The sequence below is a fragment of the Dysgonomonas sp. UBA7630 genome (assembly GCF_002483985.1).
GTDB lineage: Bacteria > Bacteroidota > Bacteroidia > Bacteroidales > Dysgonomonadaceae > Dysgonomonas.
Window position 1 is genome coordinate 122229 of sequence record NZ_DLIY01000034.1, and the last position, 16817, is coordinate 139045.

General features: G+C 39.5%; 13 protein-coding genes. 9 read left to right on the forward strand and 4 right to left on the reverse strand.

Annotated features, from left to right (window positions below; translation table 11 throughout):
• The first annotated feature begins 5 nt into the window (after positions 1-5).
• Both bglX and B3P17_RS13750 read left to right on the forward strand, forming a co-directional pair.
• Positions 6-2396, forward strand: coding sequence for a beta-glucosidase BglX (gene bglX / locus B3P17_RS13745; protein WP_252637111.1), 2391 nt, complete (start codon positions 6-8; stop codon positions 2394-2396).
• Positions 2397-2487: 91 nt separating this feature from the next.
• Positions 2488-3732, forward strand: a complete 1245-nt coding sequence (locus B3P17_RS13750; protein WP_252637112.1) for a glycoside hydrolase family 5 protein — start codon at positions 2488-2490, stop codon at positions 3730-3732.
• A 107-nt stretch (positions 3733-3839) separates the two neighbouring features.
• On the opposite strand, the gene B3P17_RS13755 is transcribed toward B3P17_RS13750, so the two are convergent.
• Entirely contained in the window at positions 3840-4196 is a 357-nt protein-coding gene (locus B3P17_RS13755) for a hypothetical protein (RefSeq protein WP_291105905.1), read from the reverse strand.
• A gap of 16 nt (positions 4197-4212) precedes the next feature.
• The gene (locus tag B3P17_RS13760) at positions 4213-4515 is read right to left on the reverse strand and encodes an FtsB family cell division protein (RefSeq protein WP_006841502.1); all 303 of its coding nucleotides are present in this window, start codon (positions 4513-4515) and stop codon (positions 4213-4215) included.
• Positions 4516-4647: 132 nt separating this feature from the next.
• On the opposite strand from B3P17_RS13760, the gene xerD reads away from it, so the two are divergent.
• Positions 4648-5547 carry a site-specific tyrosine recombinase XerD gene (gene xerD / locus B3P17_RS13765; protein WP_006841501.1) on the forward strand — a complete coding sequence of 300 codons (900 nt, stop codon included), beginning with the start codon at positions 4648-4650 and terminating at the stop codon, positions 5545-5547.
• A gap of 74 nt (positions 5548-5621) precedes the next feature.
• On the opposite strand, the gene B3P17_RS13770 is transcribed toward xerD, so the two are convergent.
• Positions 5622-7574: a sialate O-acetylesterase gene (locus B3P17_RS13770; RefSeq protein ID WP_252637113.1), complete on the reverse strand. Its 1953-nt coding sequence runs from the start codon at positions 7572-7574 to the stop codon at positions 5622-5624.
• Between the two features lie 177 nt (positions 7575-7751).
• Between B3P17_RS13770 and B3P17_RS13775 the strand changes: the two genes are divergently transcribed.
• The 5 genes from B3P17_RS13775 (at position 7752) to B3P17_RS13795 (ending at position 15054) form a co-directional block, all read left to right on the forward strand.
• Positions 7752-9599, forward strand: coding sequence for a 4-hydroxy-3-methylbut-2-en-1-yl diphosphate synthase (locus B3P17_RS13775; protein ID WP_252637115.1), 1848 nt, complete (start codon positions 7752-7754; stop codon positions 9597-9599).
• Between the two features lie 212 nt (positions 9600-9811).
• Positions 9812-12613: a leucine--tRNA ligase gene (gene leuS / locus B3P17_RS13780; protein ID WP_252637116.1), complete on the forward strand. Its 2802-nt coding sequence runs from the start codon at positions 9812-9814 to the stop codon at positions 12611-12613.
• Between the two features lie 13 nt (positions 12614-12626).
• Complete coding sequence (locus B3P17_RS13785; RefSeq protein WP_291105910.1) at positions 12627-13499, forward strand: YitT family protein; 873 nt, start codon at positions 12627-12629, stop codon at positions 13497-13499.
• Between the two features lie 149 nt (positions 13500-13648).
• On the forward strand, positions 13649-14275 hold the full coding sequence (locus tag B3P17_RS13790; RefSeq protein ID WP_291105936.1) for an SDR family NAD(P)-dependent oxidoreductase: 627 nt from the start codon (positions 13649-13651) through the stop codon (positions 14273-14275).
• 35 nt (positions 14276-14310) lie between these two features.
• Positions 14311-15054 (forward strand): DUF3667 domain-containing protein, encoded by a 744-nt coding sequence (locus B3P17_RS13795; protein ID WP_291105912.1) that lies wholly within the window; start codon positions 14311-14313, stop codon positions 15052-15054.
• 7 nt (positions 15055-15061) lie between these two features.
• Here the strand turns inward: B3P17_RS13795 and B3P17_RS13800 are convergent, their stop codons facing one another.
• Entirely contained in the window at positions 15062-15637 is a 576-nt protein-coding gene (locus B3P17_RS13800) for a phosphatase PAP2 family protein (RefSeq protein WP_252637122.1), read from the reverse strand.
• A 150-nt stretch (positions 15638-15787) separates the two neighbouring features.
• On the opposite strand from B3P17_RS13800, the gene ruvB reads away from it, so the two are divergent.
• Entirely contained in the window at positions 15788-16810 is a 1023-nt protein-coding gene (gene ruvB / locus B3P17_RS13805) for a Holliday junction branch migration DNA helicase RuvB (RefSeq protein ID WP_135106689.1), read from the forward strand.
• Positions 16811-16817: the final 7 nt, after the last annotated feature.

The window sequence follows — 16817 nt, forward strand, 5'->3', positions numbered from 1 at the left end:
AATATATGATAATTAGAAAATTAGGATTGTTAGGTATATCCGTATTGTTTGGTTTGTATTCAACATGTTTGGCTCAAGACGATGTGGAGAAGCGTATTGAAAACCTCATTTCAAAAATGACCCTTGAAGAAAAAATAGGGCAAATGAATCAGGTTAGCTTCTTCGCTGTAGACGATAAGGCTATCGCTCAATATAGCGAAGATGATATGAATACCTTCCTCGAAAGGATGGGCATTGCCGGTGGTCAGGGGCAGAAAAAGCCTTCGCAAATGACCAAGGCTGAAAAGGTTGCTCTCATCCGGCAAGCTTCGGCACAGATGTTAGATAATAGCATCATTCAGCCAGTTAAGGCGGGTGGTATAGGTTCTTTGCTGAATGTTACCGATCCGGAAATGGTTAACAAGCTTCAGAAAGAAGCGATGGAAAACAGCCGGCTGGGTATTCCTCTGATTATAGGACGTGACGTAATTCACGGATTTAAAACAATATTCCCTATTCCATTAGGACAAGCAGCTTCTTTCAGCCCACAAGTAGTGGAAGAAGGAGCGCGTATTGCTGCCGTAGAAGCTCGTTCTACAGGTGTCACATGGACATTTGCTCCGATGCTTGATATATCTCGTGATGCACGTTGGGGGCGTATAGCCGAAAGTTTGGGTGAAGACCCATATCTGGCGGGTATACTAGGTGCTGCTATGGTAAAGGGTTTTCAAGGAAATGGAAATCTCAATGATCCTAATTCTATTGCTGCATGTGTAAAGCATTTTGTGGGATATGGCGCAGCCGAAGGCGGACGTGACTATAACAGTACAAATATACCTCCCATTTTATTGCACAATGTATATCTGTCTCCATTCCAACAGGCAATTAAAGCAGGTGCTGCAACACTTATGACTTCATTCAACGATAATGATGGTATTCCTGCTTCGGGGAATAGTTATATACTGAAAAAGATTTTGCGTGACGAATGGAAATTTGATGGATTTGTGGTTTCCGACTGGGCTTCAATGACCGAGATGATCGCTCACGGATTTGCTAAGGATAGTAAACAAGTAGCTGAAATATCAGCCAATGCGGGTCTGGATATGGAAATGGTTAGTGGATCATATGTTCAGTATTTGCCGCAATTGGTAAAAGAAGGAAAAGTTTCGGTAGAAACAATAGATAATGCGGTACGTAATATACTTCGTATCAAATTCCGGATGGGACTATTCGAAAATCCTTATGTAGATACCAAGAAGGAATCTGTCTTATATGCTGATGCACATCTAAAAGCTGCAAGACAGGCTGCTATAGAGTCTGCTATTTTGTTGAAGAATGATAATAATACATTACCATTGTCACGAGGCAAAAAGGTGGCTATTATAGGGCCGATGGCAGATGCGCCACACGATCAGATGGGAACATGGGTTTTTGACGGCGATAAGAATTACACGGTAACTCCTATTGCTGCGCTCAAAGGAGAATATAAAGATGTTAATTATGTATACGAGCAAGGCTTAGCATATTCCCGTGATAAGAGTACTGCTAATTTTGAAAAGGCCAAACAAGCTGCAGCCTCGGCTGATGTGGCTGTAGTTTTCTTGGGAGAAGAAGCCATCCTTTCAGGAGAAGCTCACTCTTTATCCAATATCAATCTGATAGGATTACAATCAGACTTGCTGAAGGCGGTAAAAAGTGCAGGTAAACCTGTAGTATTAGTTATTATGGCAGGTCGTCCGCTAACAATAGAGCGGGATCTTCCGTATGCTGATGCGGTATTATTTAACTTCCATCCCGGAACGATGGGGGGGGTTGCTATTCTCGATCTATTATTCGGAAAAGCCAATCCAAGTGGAAAGCTTCCAGCTACGTTTGTACGTGAGGTGGGGCAGATACCGATGTATTACAACCATAATAATACGGGGCGTCCGGCTCCTGAGAAGGTGATGGCACTCGATGATATTGCACTCGAAGCAGGGCAGACCTCTCTTGGTAATACATCCTTTTACTTAGATTCGGGTAAAGATCCGCTATTTCCTTTCGGATATGGACTTTCTTATACGACATTCGAATATTCAAATATAACGCTCTCCGCTTCAACTGTTCCTATGAATGGTACACTGACGGTAAAAGCAACTCTTAAAAATACAGGAAGTGTAGATGGAACAGAAGTTGCTCAGCTCTATGTACAGGATGTTGTAGGCTCGGTTGTACGCCCTGTGAAAGAATTGAAAGGCTTTCAACGAGTAGCACTGAAAGCAGGAGAAGCAAAGACAATTGAATTTAAACTTACAACAGATGATTTAGCATTCTACGGTCGAGATTTAGTAAAGAAGGCTGAAAAAGGTGATTTTAATGTTTGGGTAGGCGGTCATAGCAACGCTACCCTAAAGGGTACTTTCTCTGTGACAGAATAAAGTACAACAAGAGGCTGTCTTATATAAGAATAGTTACTGATTTTTAAGACAGCCTCTTCTTATGTCAAAACGCAATTATAATATAAAAACTATGAGAAAATTATTTTACTTATTGCCCTTGCTTATAATCTTTCTATCCTGTCAATCGAAGAAGGAAGAGAAACAATCTTCCGATCGCTTTATCCGTGTAGAGGGACCTAATTTGATAAAGCCCGATGGTAAAAAATTTCTTATTCAAGGAATCAATTTGGGTAACTGGCTCAATCCCGAAGGATATATGTTTCTCTTTCAGGATGCAAGTTCGTATCGCCTGATCAATGAGGCTTTTTGTGAAATGGTTGGGCCTGATTTCACAAACTGGTTTTGGAATGAGTTTAAAAAGAATTATATAACAGAAGAAGATATAAAATATATCAAACAAACCGGAATGAATTCAGTGAGGATACCGTTTCATTATAAACTCTTTACGAATGAAGATTATATGGGACAGGCTTCCGATCATAACGGTTTTGGGATGATAGATCAGGTCGTAGAGTGGTGTCGCCAAGAGGGTTTGTATGTTATACTGGATATGCATGATGCTCCGGGGGGACAAACAGGTGATAATATTGATGATAGCTACGGATATCCTTGGCTGATGGAAAGTGAGCCGAGCAAAGAATTGTTTTGTGATATATGGAAAAAAGTAGCGGAGCATTATGCGAATGACACAATTGTACTGGGTTATGATCTTCTGAATGAGCCCATAGCGCATTATTTTCTCAAAGAGTATGCTCACTTGAATGATTCGTTAGAGCCGCTATACAAAAGATGTGTAGACACGATCCGCATGGTAGATAAGAATCATATTGTGTTGCTTGGCGGAGCACAGTGGAATGGAAACTTCAAGATGTTTAAAGACTCTAAATTTGATGATAAACTGATGTATACCTGCCATCGCTATTGGTGCGACACATTGCAGTCTAATATTCAGGATTTTGTACAGTTTAGAGATAGTGTGAATTTACCAATTTATATGGGCGAAACGGGCGAAAATACAGACCAGTGGATTGCCGGATGGACACGCCTGATGGAGCGCAACAATATAGGATGGCATTACTGGCCGTATAAGAAAATGGTTCCTAATAGCTGTATGGTAACGATACCTAAACCCGAAAATTGGGATTTGATAGTTGAGTATACCAAGCAAGACAGGGGAAATTTTGCAAAAATACGAGCAGCAAGATCAAATCAAGAGGTCGTGAAAAAAGCGATGACTGATTTACTGGAAAATATGAAATTTAAACATTGCAAGAAGAACGCAGGATACATTTCCGCATTGGGTATGAAGCCCTGATGTTGGGTCTGAAAATATAATCTCCTCGCTTAGTGATTAAGCATTTATTGTAAATAGAGATTGGGAAAGGGATTACATTATAGAAATATAGTAGTCCCTTTCATTTTTTAATCCTCGTCTTTTTGCTCTTTTTTATACTCCATCGACATGGCAATGGTACCATATAAAGTAAGTATAGCGGCAATAAGTATGGTGACTACCCATCCTGTAATATTTACAAACATCAGATAGGCTGATACACACATCAGCAATGCTGCAAACACCATTATATTGAAGAGTCGCTTTCCTCGGAAGCTCTTTCCCGGATAAGGCGTCGTAAAGGTAATGGCTGTATACCCCACAGCTCCGGCTATCAGTATATATTTGGCTATTTCGGGCTGGAAATAATAAATGATTGCAGCTAAAAGAATTAGTATAGCTGATATTTGAAACAGAATGTTTTTAAGCTTAGGGTTTTGCTTCATTACAAAATTAGATATGTTATTCTACCACAAAGACATCTTCATCGTCTTTTTTAAGCAGGTAGTTTTCGCGTGCAAATTTTTCGATCTGGTCTTTATCAGATTCCAGCAACTTCAATTTTTCCTTATCTTGTTCCGTTTTCTCACGGTAATAATCTATCTGGCTATTCAACTCCATTATTTTTGCATCATATCCAAAGCGGGCAAATATATTGCTATCGCTGATGAAGAATGCAAAAAATATGATTACCAATATAATAAGTAACTGTACTTTTGTATATCTGGTAATAAGATAGTTGAATATAGATTTGAAAATCTTCATAAAAACTAAAAACAATTAAGATAATCCGGATGTACTATACTCCGTCTACAAAGATATATATTTGTAGTTATAAATAAATGAAATAAGGTTAAAAGATATTCTTTATGGATATCGGCTTATCAATATAGCAGGATGGCAAAAGAAGATAATATAGTCAGAAAATACAGGAATTATCTATTGTTGGAGAAATCATTATCGCCCAACTCCATTGATGCATATATGACTGATTTGGCTAAACTATCGGGGTTTCTGCAAAATGAGAATCTGAAAGTAGAAGATGTTACGCTCGATAATCTGCAACAGTTTGTAGCCCAATTGTATGATATAGGGATAAATGCACGTTCTGTAGCAAGGATCATCTCAGGGATAAAGTCGTTTTATGATTTCTTAGTGTTGGATGGCTATATGCAAAACGACCCGACCGAATTACTCGATAGTCCGAAGATCGGATTGAAGTTACCAACCGTACTTGCTCTTGACGAAATAGAAAAATTAATGTCGGTGATCGATCTGTCAACGAAAGAAGGGCAACGCAATCGTGCAATCTTAGAAACCCTTTATAGTTGTGGCTTGCGTATCTCAGAACTTACTACACTCAAATTCTCCGATCTGTTTTTTGATGAAGGTTTTATCAAGGTACAAGGTAAGGGGAGTAAGCAGCGTCTTGTCCCTATATCGCACACGGCAATCAAGGAAATAGAAAAATATTTGATATACCGCAAGGAAATAAATGTAAAGAAAGGTTCGGAGGATGCCCTCTTTCTAAGTAACAGAGGCACTGCGATATCCCGTATTATGGTCTTTCATTTTATTAAAGAATACGCTATACAGGCTGGTATAAAGAAAACGATCAGTCCACATACCTTCCGCCATTCGTTTGCGACACACTTGCTTGAAGGTGGTGCAAATATCAGAGCTATTCAATTGATGCTCGGACATGAAAAGATCACCACTACCGAGATCTACACGCATATGGACAGGGAGTATCTGCGTCAGGAAATCATAGAACATCACCCACGTAATAGACGATAGTGACTTATATAAAACAGGCTGCCCTAAACGTAATTTCTACTTTTAGGACAGCCTGTTTTATTCTTTCTATTCTTTTAATCGTGCTGTGTAATTCCTTTCCAATTATCAGTTCTGAAAGGTGCGGCAGGCAATCCTTCTTGATTAAACAGATTCACATCCGGATTATTTGCCCAAGAATAGCGTACAGCCACAGGGTTAGCTATCTTCTCTGAGTAAACCACTACTTTATCTCCGTCGATATAAGCCTTCGCCCATTCAAACTTCTGATCTGCTCCTGCAATGGTAAAACCTTCAACGTATCCGTACTTGTTCTTTACGCATAGCCCTTTACCTGTGTTGTTGTACGAAATGACTGCTTTATTGCCTTCAATATTCATTTCTTTAAAGGTAGGGCCTGAATATACGATATCCTTCTTGCCATAATCTTTATTGAGTGCGATAAGAGCAAGGCGAAGGCCAACATCCTGTTTGTTGCGAGGGTGAATGTCATCTGCATCGCCTATATCTGTAATCACAGCTTCACCTGTTTGAGGAAGAGATAGTGTCATTGTTTGGGCTTCACGCAATTCTGCCCATTCGCTATTCACCGGCTTGTCGTCCTTTGCCGTATAACTAGCCAGCTGTACCCAGTAGAATGGGAATTCGTAGCCCCATTTTGTACGCCAGTTGTTTATCATTGTAGGGAATAGGGTACGATAGTTGTACGCCTGCGATGCATTATTTTCTCCCTGATACCAGATAGCTCCTTTGATGGCTAATCCGGTTATAGGGTTTATCATACCGTTGTATAGCAGCGAATAATACATATTAGGAGAAATATCGATAAACTGATACATTTTGTTGGTTACGGCTTCTTTGTATTGCCATTCTCCGGCCAAAGGGTATTGCTTCCCTTGCACTTGCAGATACATTTGTTCTGTTTTTCCATATATACCCCCACCGCCACCGTTATCGGTGATTTTTACAACAATGGTATTGTTTCCACTTTTCAGTACATTTTCCGGTATCTTGTAGCTCCTCTTAACCGCATAACCTTCTGTTTCTCCAATTTTTATACCGTTTATCCATACAATGTCATTATCGTCTATTACGCTTAAATCTATTGTCGCAGCTTTTCCTTCACTTTCTTTTGGTAGCGAAATGTTATATTTGAACCATACGATACCATCAATATTGCCAATTACATTTTCCCACATCTGTGGCAATTGCATCTTGTTCCACGCTGAGGTGTTGAATGAAGGTTCGTACCATTTTTCACTGATGCCCGGATCATTATTCAGTGCATTTAGGTATTTAGCTTTGTTTTCTTCATTGGTTTTGGCAAACTCATCAAAGTTGTCAACCTTAAAGTCTTTGTATCTTTCTCTGAATTTCTCGGGAAGGCTGTTAAAAGCATCGCTACTTGTCCATGTTTCTATATCTGTCCCTCCCCACGAGGAGTTGATAATGCCTACAGGGATGTTCAATTCTTTATTTAATTTGCGAGCAAAAAAGTATGCAACGGCAGAGAACTCCGATACGGTTTGAGGAGAACATACCTGCCATGTTCCGCCTAGATTGTCTTTGGGTTTCATGCTGATATCTTTCACTACGTTGAATGCACGTATCTGAGGATAATTGGCATCCTTTATTTCCTGCTCATAGTTATAGACTGATCCCCATCCGTGTACAGCCATTTCCATGTTCGATTGTCCCGAACATAGCCATACTTCACCGATAAGGATATCATTCAATGTGATGCTATTCTTTTTTCCTTTTACTTCCATTGTGTAAGGACCGCCATACGATACAGGATTGAGTGTTGCAACCCAAGCGCCATTCTTATCGGCCTTTACTTTTTTTATTTGATTCAGAAAGTGTACTTCAACAGCTTCATTCTTGTCAGCCCAACCCCATATTTTGATAGGTTTGTCACGCTGAAGAACCATGTTGTTGGAGAAGATGTTAGCTAGTTTTACTTCTGCGTGAAGTGCTGAAGCAAAGCACAAAAGGCAGAAAAAGGGTAAGAGTAATGTTCTTTTTGTCATGGTATTAAATCTTTTCTGTAAAAATAAACATTAAAAATTTATTTTTAAAGCAAATGAGAAACAAGTATTTTTCTCTTGCCTAATTAACGCTCACAGGGATTCCTTATCAGTGAAACAAAAAAAGTTTATCTTTGTTATAATATTCGGATCCCAACTAAAAAACAACATAAAATTCATATGAATTACTTTAATTATAAAAGACGTCTGTCATCCGAAACCAGAATAGGGAATACTCCACTGGGCGGAAATAACCCTATCAGGGTGCAGTCGATGACAAACACCAATACGAACGATACAGAAGCAAGTGCCGAACAGGTAATAAGAATAGTAGAAGCCGGAGCCGACTATGTGCGCCTTACAGCACAGGGGGTTCGCGAAGCCGATAATCTGAAAAATATAAAAGAAGTGGTGCGTGGGCGAGGATATAATACTCCGCTCATTGCCGATATACACTTCAACCCTCGTGCAGCCGAGGCCGCAGCTAAGGTTGTAGAAAAAGTACGTATCAATCCGGGAAACTTTGTAGATAGGGTAAAAACTTTCGAAACTTTCGAATATACTGACGAAGAATATGCTCAGGAAATAGAAAAAATACGAGCTAAACTAGTTCCTTTACTCGATATCTGTAAAGAACATAAGACGGCTATCCGTATCGGGGTAAATCACGGTTCTCTCTCCGATCGTATTATGAGCCGCTATGGTGATACACCTGAAGGAATGGTAGAATCCTGTATGGAATTTTTACATATCTGCCTCGAAGAAGGATTTAAGGATATTGCCATTTCGATGAAGACATCAAACACGGTGGTCATGTCAAAGGCTGTACGCCTGCTGATTGCTCGTATGGAAAAAGAAGGTCTTAATTTTCCTTTGCATTTAGGTGTAACCGAAGCCGGAGACGGTGAAGATGGGCGCATCAAGTCGGCGGTTGGTATAGGCTCGCTCCTGTCGGATGGAATCGGAGACACGATTCGTGTGTCGTTGAGCGAAGATCCTGAGTATGAAGTACCGGTTGCCCGTAAGCTGATAGCATATATTAAGCAAAAAGAAAATCATCCTGAAATAGTAGCCACAGCAAGTGATAAGTTCTCGCCTTTTTCTACCGACAGACGTGAGACGTATGTAGTAGGAAATATTGGAGGTGATAGTGTTCCTGTTGTCATTTCAGATCGTTCGCAAGGTAATTTTGAGCTAAATAGTCATTTCTTGCCCGACTATTTATATGTAGGCAAGGAGCTTCCTATTGCTGCACCTAGGGCAATTCCTTCTATTATAGACCTTGAGGGCTGGAAAGGTGAGGAAAATACTTATCCGTTGTTTGATAAATCGAATTGGAATAAAATCAGCGAAACAAATTCGGCTATAAAATTCCTCCGCTTGTCTTATCCTGAGTTGGATAAAGATATTTTAGCGTTGTTGAAGAATGATAAGTCTATCGTTGTTATTCTTTCTACCGATCATATCAACGGAGTAGGCGAACAGCGTGCTTTTATTCACACATTGATGAATAACGATTGTGATACGCCTGTTGTTCTCAATCGTCGCTATACAGAAAATGAGTCGGAAGACATTCAGATAAAAGCCGCAGCAGACTTCGGGACATTGTATCTCGATGGATTTGGGAATGGTATTATGTTGCAGAACGAAGGAGTAATTCCTCTAAAAAATATCGATGCATATATGTTTGGTATTTTGCAGGCATCACGTGTGCGTACAAGCAAAACCGAATATATTTCTTGTCCGAGCTGTGGACGTACCTTATTTGATCTACAGACAACTGTTGCATTGGTGAAAGGGGCAACTTCGCACCTCAAACATCTTAAAATAGGTGTGATGGGATGTATTGTCAATGGTCCCGGAGAAATGGCTGATGCCGACTATGGCTATGTAGGCGCAGAGAAAGGCAAAATTTCTCTTTACAAAAAGAAGAACCTTATAGAGAAAAATATTTCTTCAGCGGAAGCTGTAGAGCGTCTTGTTCAGCTTATAAAAGAGAATGGTGATTGGGTAGAGCCCGAAAACTAAAAATTATAGAAAGAGAGCAGCAGAGGAGACATTGTTTTCCCTGCTGCTCTTTTTTTATACTATATCCTCAAATTTATACTAAAATCCCTCAATTTCTTTTATATATAAAAACAGAACATGTAAATTATGCTCTGAAAGCATCGTTATTAATTCGTTTAAATCTGAAGAAATAACTATATTTGCGCCAATAAAAAATTGCAAGATATTCGGCTATGGAATACAACTTTAAAGAAATAGAAAAACGTTGGCATCAATATTGGATTGATAATAAAACTTACAAAGTAAAAGAGGATAAAAGCAAACCTAAATATTATGTCCTTGATATGTTCCCTTATCCATCAGGAGCAGGGCTGCATGTAGGGCATCCGCTCGGATATATCGCATCCGATATATATTCTCGCTACAAGAGGCTGAAAGGTTTCAATGTTCTCCATCCAATGGGTTATGATGCTTACGGACTTCCTGCCGAACAATATGCTATACAGACAGGGCAGCATCCTGCCATTACTACAGCGCAGAATATAAACCGCTACCGTGAGCAGTTGGATAAGATTGGCTTCTCATACGATTGGAGTCGTGAAATACAGACCTGCGACCCCAGATATTATAAATGGACGCAATGGGCATTTATTCAAATGTTCAACAGCTACTATTGCTATGATGAGAACCAGGCACGTCCGATTACCGAACTGATCGCTGCTTTCGAACAAGTTGGCACAGAAGGTCTGAATATAGCTTGCAGCGAAGAATTGCAATTTAGTGCTGCCGACTGGAAGTCATATTCCGAAAAACAAAAGCAAGAAATATTGCTCAACTACCGTATAGCCTACCGCAGCGAAACAACTGTAAACTGGTGTCAGGCTTTAGGTACTGTGTTGGCTAATGATGAGGTTATAAATGGCTTGTCGGAGCGTGGAGGCTATCCTGTAGAACAACGCTTGATGCGCCAGTGGAGCTTGCGTGTGTCGGCGTATGCACAGCGTTTGCTCGAAGGTCTGGATAAAATAGACTGGAGTGATTCTATCAAAGAAACACAACGCAACTGGATTGGACGTAGCGAAGGTGCAGAAATGAAATTCAAAGTAAAAGATTCGGATGTTGAATTCGAAATCTTTACTACCCGTGCCGATACCATCTTTGGTGTTACATTTATGGTACTTGCTCCCGAAAGTGAATACGTTCCTCAGGTGACAACTGCCGAGCAAAAAGCCGAAATAGAAAAATATCTGGATGCTACAAAACGTCGCACTGAGCGTGACCGCCTGATGGATAAAAAAATATCAGGAGTATTCACCGGCTCGTATGCTATAAATCCTCTTAACGGCAAAGAAATACCGATCTGGGTTTCTGATTATGTGCTTGCCGGTTATGGTACAGGTGCAATTATGGCTGTTCCTGCACACGATAGCCGTGACTATGCTTTTGCTAAACATTTCAACTTGCCGATTATACCTTTGATTGAAGGATGTGATGTTTCGGAAGAAAGTTTTGACGCAAAAGAAGGAATCATGATGAATTCAGGATTCCTAGATGGAATGACTGTTAAGGAAGCGATTGAGAAAACAAAAGAATATGTAAGAGAAAACAAGCTAGGACGTGTAAAAGTAAATTACCGTCTTCGTGATGCTATCTTCTCCCGCCAACGTTACTGGGGAGAGCCATTCCCTGTGTATTACAAAGAGGGTCTTCCTTATATGTTGCCATTAGATAAACTACCTCTTGAGTTGCCCGAAGTAGATAAATACTTGCCTACTGAATCGGGAGAACCGCCATTAGGACGTGCTACTAAATGGGCATGGGATGAAGCCAATGAAAAAGTTGTAGATACTGCTAAGGTAGACCACAAGACAATATTCCCTCTCGAGCTGAATACAATGCCGGGATTTGCCGGTTCATCGGCGTACTATCTGCATTATATGGATCCGTACAATGATAAGGAACTGGTTTCGAAAGAGAAAAATGAATATTGGCGCAATGTTGATTTGTACATCGGTGGTACAGAGCATGCTACCGGTCACTTGATATACAGCCGTTTCTGGGATAAATTTTTATTCGACATAGGCGTTTCGTGTGAAGATGAGCCATTCAAGAAACTGATTAATCAGGGTATGATACAAGGGCGAAGCAGCTTAGTATATCGTATCAATGGAACAAATACATTTGTATCTTATAACCTGAAAGATGAATATGAAACTTCAGAAATCCATGTGGATGTAAATATTGTGCATAATGATGTGCTTGATATAGATAGATTCAAAGCATGGAGACCTGAATACGAGACTGCCGAATTTATACTTGAAGGTGGTAAGTATGTTTGCGGATGGAATATCGAAAAAATGGGTAAACGATATCACAATGTCGTAAATCCTGACGATGTAGCCGAAAAGTACGGAGCAGACACACTGCGTATGTACGAAATGTTCCTTGGGCCATTGGAGCAGTCCAAACCTTGGGATATGAATGGTATCGATGGTGTTCACCGCTTCTTACGTAAAGTGTGGAGTCTGTTCTATAAAGGTGAAGAGTTTGTTGTTACCGATGAAGAACCGACAAAAGAAGAGCTAAAATCATTGCATAAGCTTATAAAAAAGGTGTCTGCTGATATCGAGTCGTTCTCATTCAATACATCTGTTTCAGCGTTTATGATTTGTGTGAATGAATTAACTTCTTTAAGATGCAGTAAAAAAGCGATTTTACAAGAGTTGGTTACCTTGCTTGCTCCTTTTGCTCCATTCGTTTCCGAAGAGCTTTGGTCTGCATTGGGTAATACAATATCTGTTTGTGATGCAAAATGGCCTGCTTTTAATGAAGAATATCTTGCAGAAGATTCATTCAAATATGGAGTCGCTTTTAACGGTAAGGTTCGTTTCGAACTTGAGTTTTCGGCAGATGCTGTACAAGCTGATGTTGAGAAAGCGGTGTTAAGTCATGAGCTGGCTCAGAAATGGCTTGACGGAAAAACTCCGAAGAAGGTCGTCTTTGTTCCCAAGAAAATGATAAATGTCGTATTGTAATCAATAACAATCCATGCCTAAAAGATATTTAAAGGAGTTTTACTGGAAGGATTACGCAACTATATTTGTTGGACTGGCTCTTTATGCCGTAGGGCTTATTGGATTTATAAAACCCGGAGGTATCGTTACCGGAGGGTTAACAGGGATAGCCCTGCTTGTGGAATACGCTACAAATGCGAAGATTCCTTTGCAGTATACGTATTTTCTTGTAAACTGTGGATTGTTGTTTGTGGCTCTTAAAGTTCACGGTCTTAAGTTTATGATAAAGACCATCTATGGAGTTGTTGTACTCACTTTTCTGCTTACTATTTGTCAGTCTATGATAACTGAGCCCATCGTAAAAAATGAGCCGCTTCTTTCAGGTGTTATCGGAGGGATGATGTGCGGAGTTGGGATAGGGTTGGTATTCAGTTCGAATGGTAGTACGGGAGGTACGGATATCGTTGTAGCACTTATCAATAAGTATAAAAATATAGCTTTTGGGCGAGGAATGCTTTTGTGCGACTTTGTGATAATAAGTTGTTCGTATTTTGTATTCCAGAATTATCAGACCATTATATACGGGCTCATTGTGATGGGTGTGATGACATATAGTATAGATATGGTTATCAACGGATTCCGTCAGTCGGTTCAGATACTTGTTTTCTCCGAAAAATATGAAATTATAGCCACTGCCATAAACCATGAATTGCACCGGGGCTGTACTGTTTTGGATGGTATGGGATGGTATACGAAGAAGCCAACAAAGGTTCTGATTGTCTTAGCTAAGCGCAACGAAGCTCTGGAGATATTCCGCCTGATTAAAAGTATTGATGAGAAGGCATTTATCTCACAAAGTACTGTTCGGGGTGTTTATGGAGAAGGCTTTGATAAGATAAGGACATAAAATCATGGATTTAAAAGGTAAAAATATCATTCTCACAGGCGCCTCTTCAGGAATAGGGAGAGATATGCTCGATATTTTAGCCTTATATCGNNAATGTCAGAATTGTAGCTGTTGCCCGTCATGCTGACCGTATCCCTCAAAAAGAAGGAATTGTATACCCTTATGCTGCTGATGTAAGCAGTAAAGATGGAGTTGATAATGTATTCAATTATGCTCAAGAAATATTTGACGGGGGAGTTGATGTCTTTATCGCTAATGCCGGTTTTGCTTACCTCGAAAAAATAAATAACCCCGATTGGCAGCATATAGAGAATATTTTCAATCTGAACGTATTTTCCCCGATCTATTCACTCGAGAAGCTAGTAGCTGACAGTAACAATAAAAGAGTTGCATTTGCTTGTACTATATCGGGAGCAGGCTTGGTTTCTTTGCCTGCTTACTCATTGTATTGTTCTACAAAAGCCACATTGCATCATTTTGTGCAAACCTATAGGTACGAGCAGTCTGAAAACTTACAAATAACAGCAGTTTACCCTGTTGCCACCCGCACTGCATTTTTTGATAAAGCAACCGGAGAAGATAGTACGCCTTTGCCATTTCCTACACAAAACTCGCAAACTGTAGCAAAAAAAATTATCAGAGGGATCGAAAAAGGGAAGGAGAATGTTTACCCATCCTTGTTGTTTCGTTTCTTTTTTCCTATTGGAAGAGCTTTCCCTCTTTTCCTGAAAATATATTCCGGGTTGGAAAAGCGGAAGGTTGGGAAATGGTTGTAATTACAGAATTTAAATCTAATAGAGTAAATAATAATATGTCAGATATATGTAAAAATTGTAGTACTCCTGTCTCCGGAAAATATTGCTCAGCCTGTGGGCAATCAACAGCTACTGAGCGTATTAATTTTCATTATATTCTACACGAAATACAGCATAGTGTTTTTCATGTAGATAGAGGAATTTTGTATACGATAAAAGAACTCATTACGAGACCTGGTGAGTCTATTCGCGAATATTTATCGGGTAAAAGAATCACCCATTTCAAACCGTTTTCATTTATTCTTATTTTAGGAACTATATACGGATTTATATGTTTTTTCCTAAAAGTATATCCTGAAAACTCATTTGCCTATCTCCAGACAGATGCTGCAGCCAATAATTACAGTCAATTGGTTTTCGATTGGATGTATGGGCATTATTCTTTTGTTATGCTGGCTTTTATTCCATTTTATGCATTAGCATCCTATATAGTATTTAAGAAGTCAGGTTACAATTTCGTGGAGTTTCTGGTTATAAACTCATATATAGTAGGAATGCAGATCCTAATTCTTATTTTGACTTATCCTATTTATTATTTCACCCTCTCCATATGGGGCGTATTACTGACTTTCTTATTTTGCTATTTATATCAATTCTGGGTATATATACAATTGTTTGGGAAGAATTCACCTATCAAGACTGTATGTAAGACGTTAGTCAGTATGGTTTTATCATTTTTGTTTGTTGTGATAGCTTCTTCTTTAGTTACATTCGCATTCATTTTTATCAACCATCGGTAGAGATATTTTAAGGGTTTAATCCTTTCTTCTTGTTTTTATAATATTCAAGGAGCTTATATCCTATAATACCAATTGTGATTCCAAATAATATACCGCAAGCAACATCGATAGGATAATGCTTGGCAAGATAGATGCGGCTATATGCGACAACTGTAGCCCAAATTATTGCCAGATAACCGTAATACTTAGAGCCGGTCTTACGGAATAATAAAAGGAAAAAAGTAGCCATCGTAAACGTTGTTGCAGAATGGGACGAGAAGAAGCTTGTACTCGAACTGTACCTTTCTATTGCATGTATAACACCTGTCCAATCTTGATTATGTATCGGACGTGGACGTTCTACCATCATCTTAATAATGTTGGTTAATAATGCACTTGCACCGATAGAAAGCAAGAAAAAGACAACGCTCGTTTTCTTCCAAATCTCTAATCTGTAATAGATAAATACAGCCATCAGAATACACATAATCACCCAGAAATGGTACGAACTGAAAAATAACATAACAGGGTCGAGCCAACCGATATGTTTACTGTTCAGATACAAAAAGAGTTCTTTATCCCATTCTATAATTTTGCGAAGCATTGGCGTATATCTTGAAAATGAACCACAAAGAAATATTATTTTACGATTAAAATGAAGAATATTTAAATCTTTTATATTTTTAGTAATTGCAAATCAATCGGTATCTGTCTGTAAATTGAATATATTGATGTAAATTTGCAACCATACATTATGGAAGGAACATTTAATATACACAGGGAGAATATAAATGAAAATGAGAAGGAGTTTGAGAATGCGTTGCGCCCTCTCACCTTCCAGAGTTTTCGTGGACAGAGTAAAGTTGTAGAAAATTTACAAGTCTTTGTGACAGCTGCAAAAATGCGCGGCGAATCGCTCGACCATACTCTGTTGCATGGCCCTCCCGGACTTGGTAAAACAACCCTGTCGAATATTATAGCCAATGAGCTTGGTGTAGGGTTTAAGATCACATCAGGACCTGTATTAGATAAGCCCGGAGACTTAGCCGGACTGCTTACTTCGTTGGAACCAAACGATGTTCTTTTCATCGATGAAATACATCGCCTATCGCCCGTTGTGGAAGAGTATCTGTATAGTGCGATGGAAGACTATCGCATCGATATAATGATAGATAAAGGGCCTAGCGCTCGTTCTGTACAGATAGAACTCAATCCGTTTACCCTTGTTGGTGCAACGACTCGTAGTGGTCTGCTTACAAGCCCTCTGCGTGCCCGTTTTGGGATAAACATGCATCTCGAATATTACGATATAGATACCCTTGTGCATATTATCTTACGATCGGCAGATATATTGAATGTACCTGCTTCGAAAGATTCTGCTATAGAAATTGCTTCACGTAGTCGTGGTACGCCCCGTATTGCGAATGCCTTGCTGCGCCGTGTGCGTGACTTTGCTCAGGTAAAAGGGTCGGGTAAGATAGACAAAGATATCGCTTCTTATGCTCTCGAAGCGTTGAATATAGATAAGTATGGATTGGATGAGATTGATAATAAAATATTACTTATCCTGATCGATAAATTCAAAGGGGGGCCGGTAGGAATTTCTACAATAGCAACCGCATTGGGAGAAGACGGAGGGACGATCGAAGAGGTATATGAGCCGTTCCTTATCAAGGAAGGTTTTATGAAACGTACTCCTCGTGGACGTGAAGTGACAGACCTTGCCTATAAACATCTGGGAAGGAAGAGAGAAAGTGAGCAAGGATTTCTATTTTAAAAGAATA

What these genes read in the sequence shown, in the direction of transcription:
- bglX (WP_252637111.1), top strand. Translation starts at nt 6, where the DNA reads ATGATAATTAGAAAATTAGGATTGTTAGGTATATCCGTATTGTTTGGT.
- B3P17_RS13750 (WP_252637112.1), top strand. Translation starts at nt 2,488, where the DNA reads ATGAGAAAATTATTTTACTTATTGCCCTTGCTTATAATCTTTCTATCC.
- B3P17_RS13755 (WP_291105905.1), bottom strand. Translation starts at nt 4,196, where the DNA reads ATGAAGCAAAACCCTAAGCTTAAAAACATTCTGTTTCAAATATCAGCT.
- B3P17_RS13760 (WP_006841502.1), bottom strand. Translation starts at nt 4,515, where the DNA reads ATGAAGATTTTCAAATCTATATTCAACTATCTTATTACCAGATATACA.
- xerD (WP_006841501.1), top strand. Translation starts at nt 4,648, where the DNA reads ATGGCAAAAGAAGATAATATAGTCAGAAAATACAGGAATTATCTATTG.
- B3P17_RS13770 (WP_252637113.1), bottom strand. Translation starts at nt 7,574, where the DNA reads ATGACAAAAAGAACATTACTCTTACCCTTTTTCTGCCTTTTGTGCTTT.
- B3P17_RS13775 (WP_252637115.1), top strand. Translation starts at nt 7,752, where the DNA reads ATGAATTACTTTAATTATAAAAGACGTCTGTCATCCGAAACCAGAATA.
- leuS (WP_252637116.1), top strand. Translation starts at nt 9,812, where the DNA reads ATGGAATACAACTTTAAAGAAATAGAAAAACGTTGGCATCAATATTGG.
- B3P17_RS13785 (WP_291105910.1), top strand. Translation starts at nt 12,627, where the DNA reads ATGCCTAAAAGATATTTAAAGGAGTTTTACTGGAAGGATTACGCAACT.
- B3P17_RS13795 (WP_291105912.1), top strand. Translation starts at nt 14,311, where the DNA reads ATGTCAGATATATGTAAAAATTGTAGTACTCCTGTCTCCGGAAAATAT.
- B3P17_RS13800 (WP_252637122.1), bottom strand. Translation starts at nt 15,637, where the DNA reads ATGCTTCGCAAAATTATAGAATGGGATAAAGAACTCTTTTTGTATCTG.
- ruvB (WP_135106689.1), top strand. Translation starts at nt 15,788, where the DNA reads ATGGAAGGAACATTTAATATACACAGGGAGAATATAAATGAAAATGAG.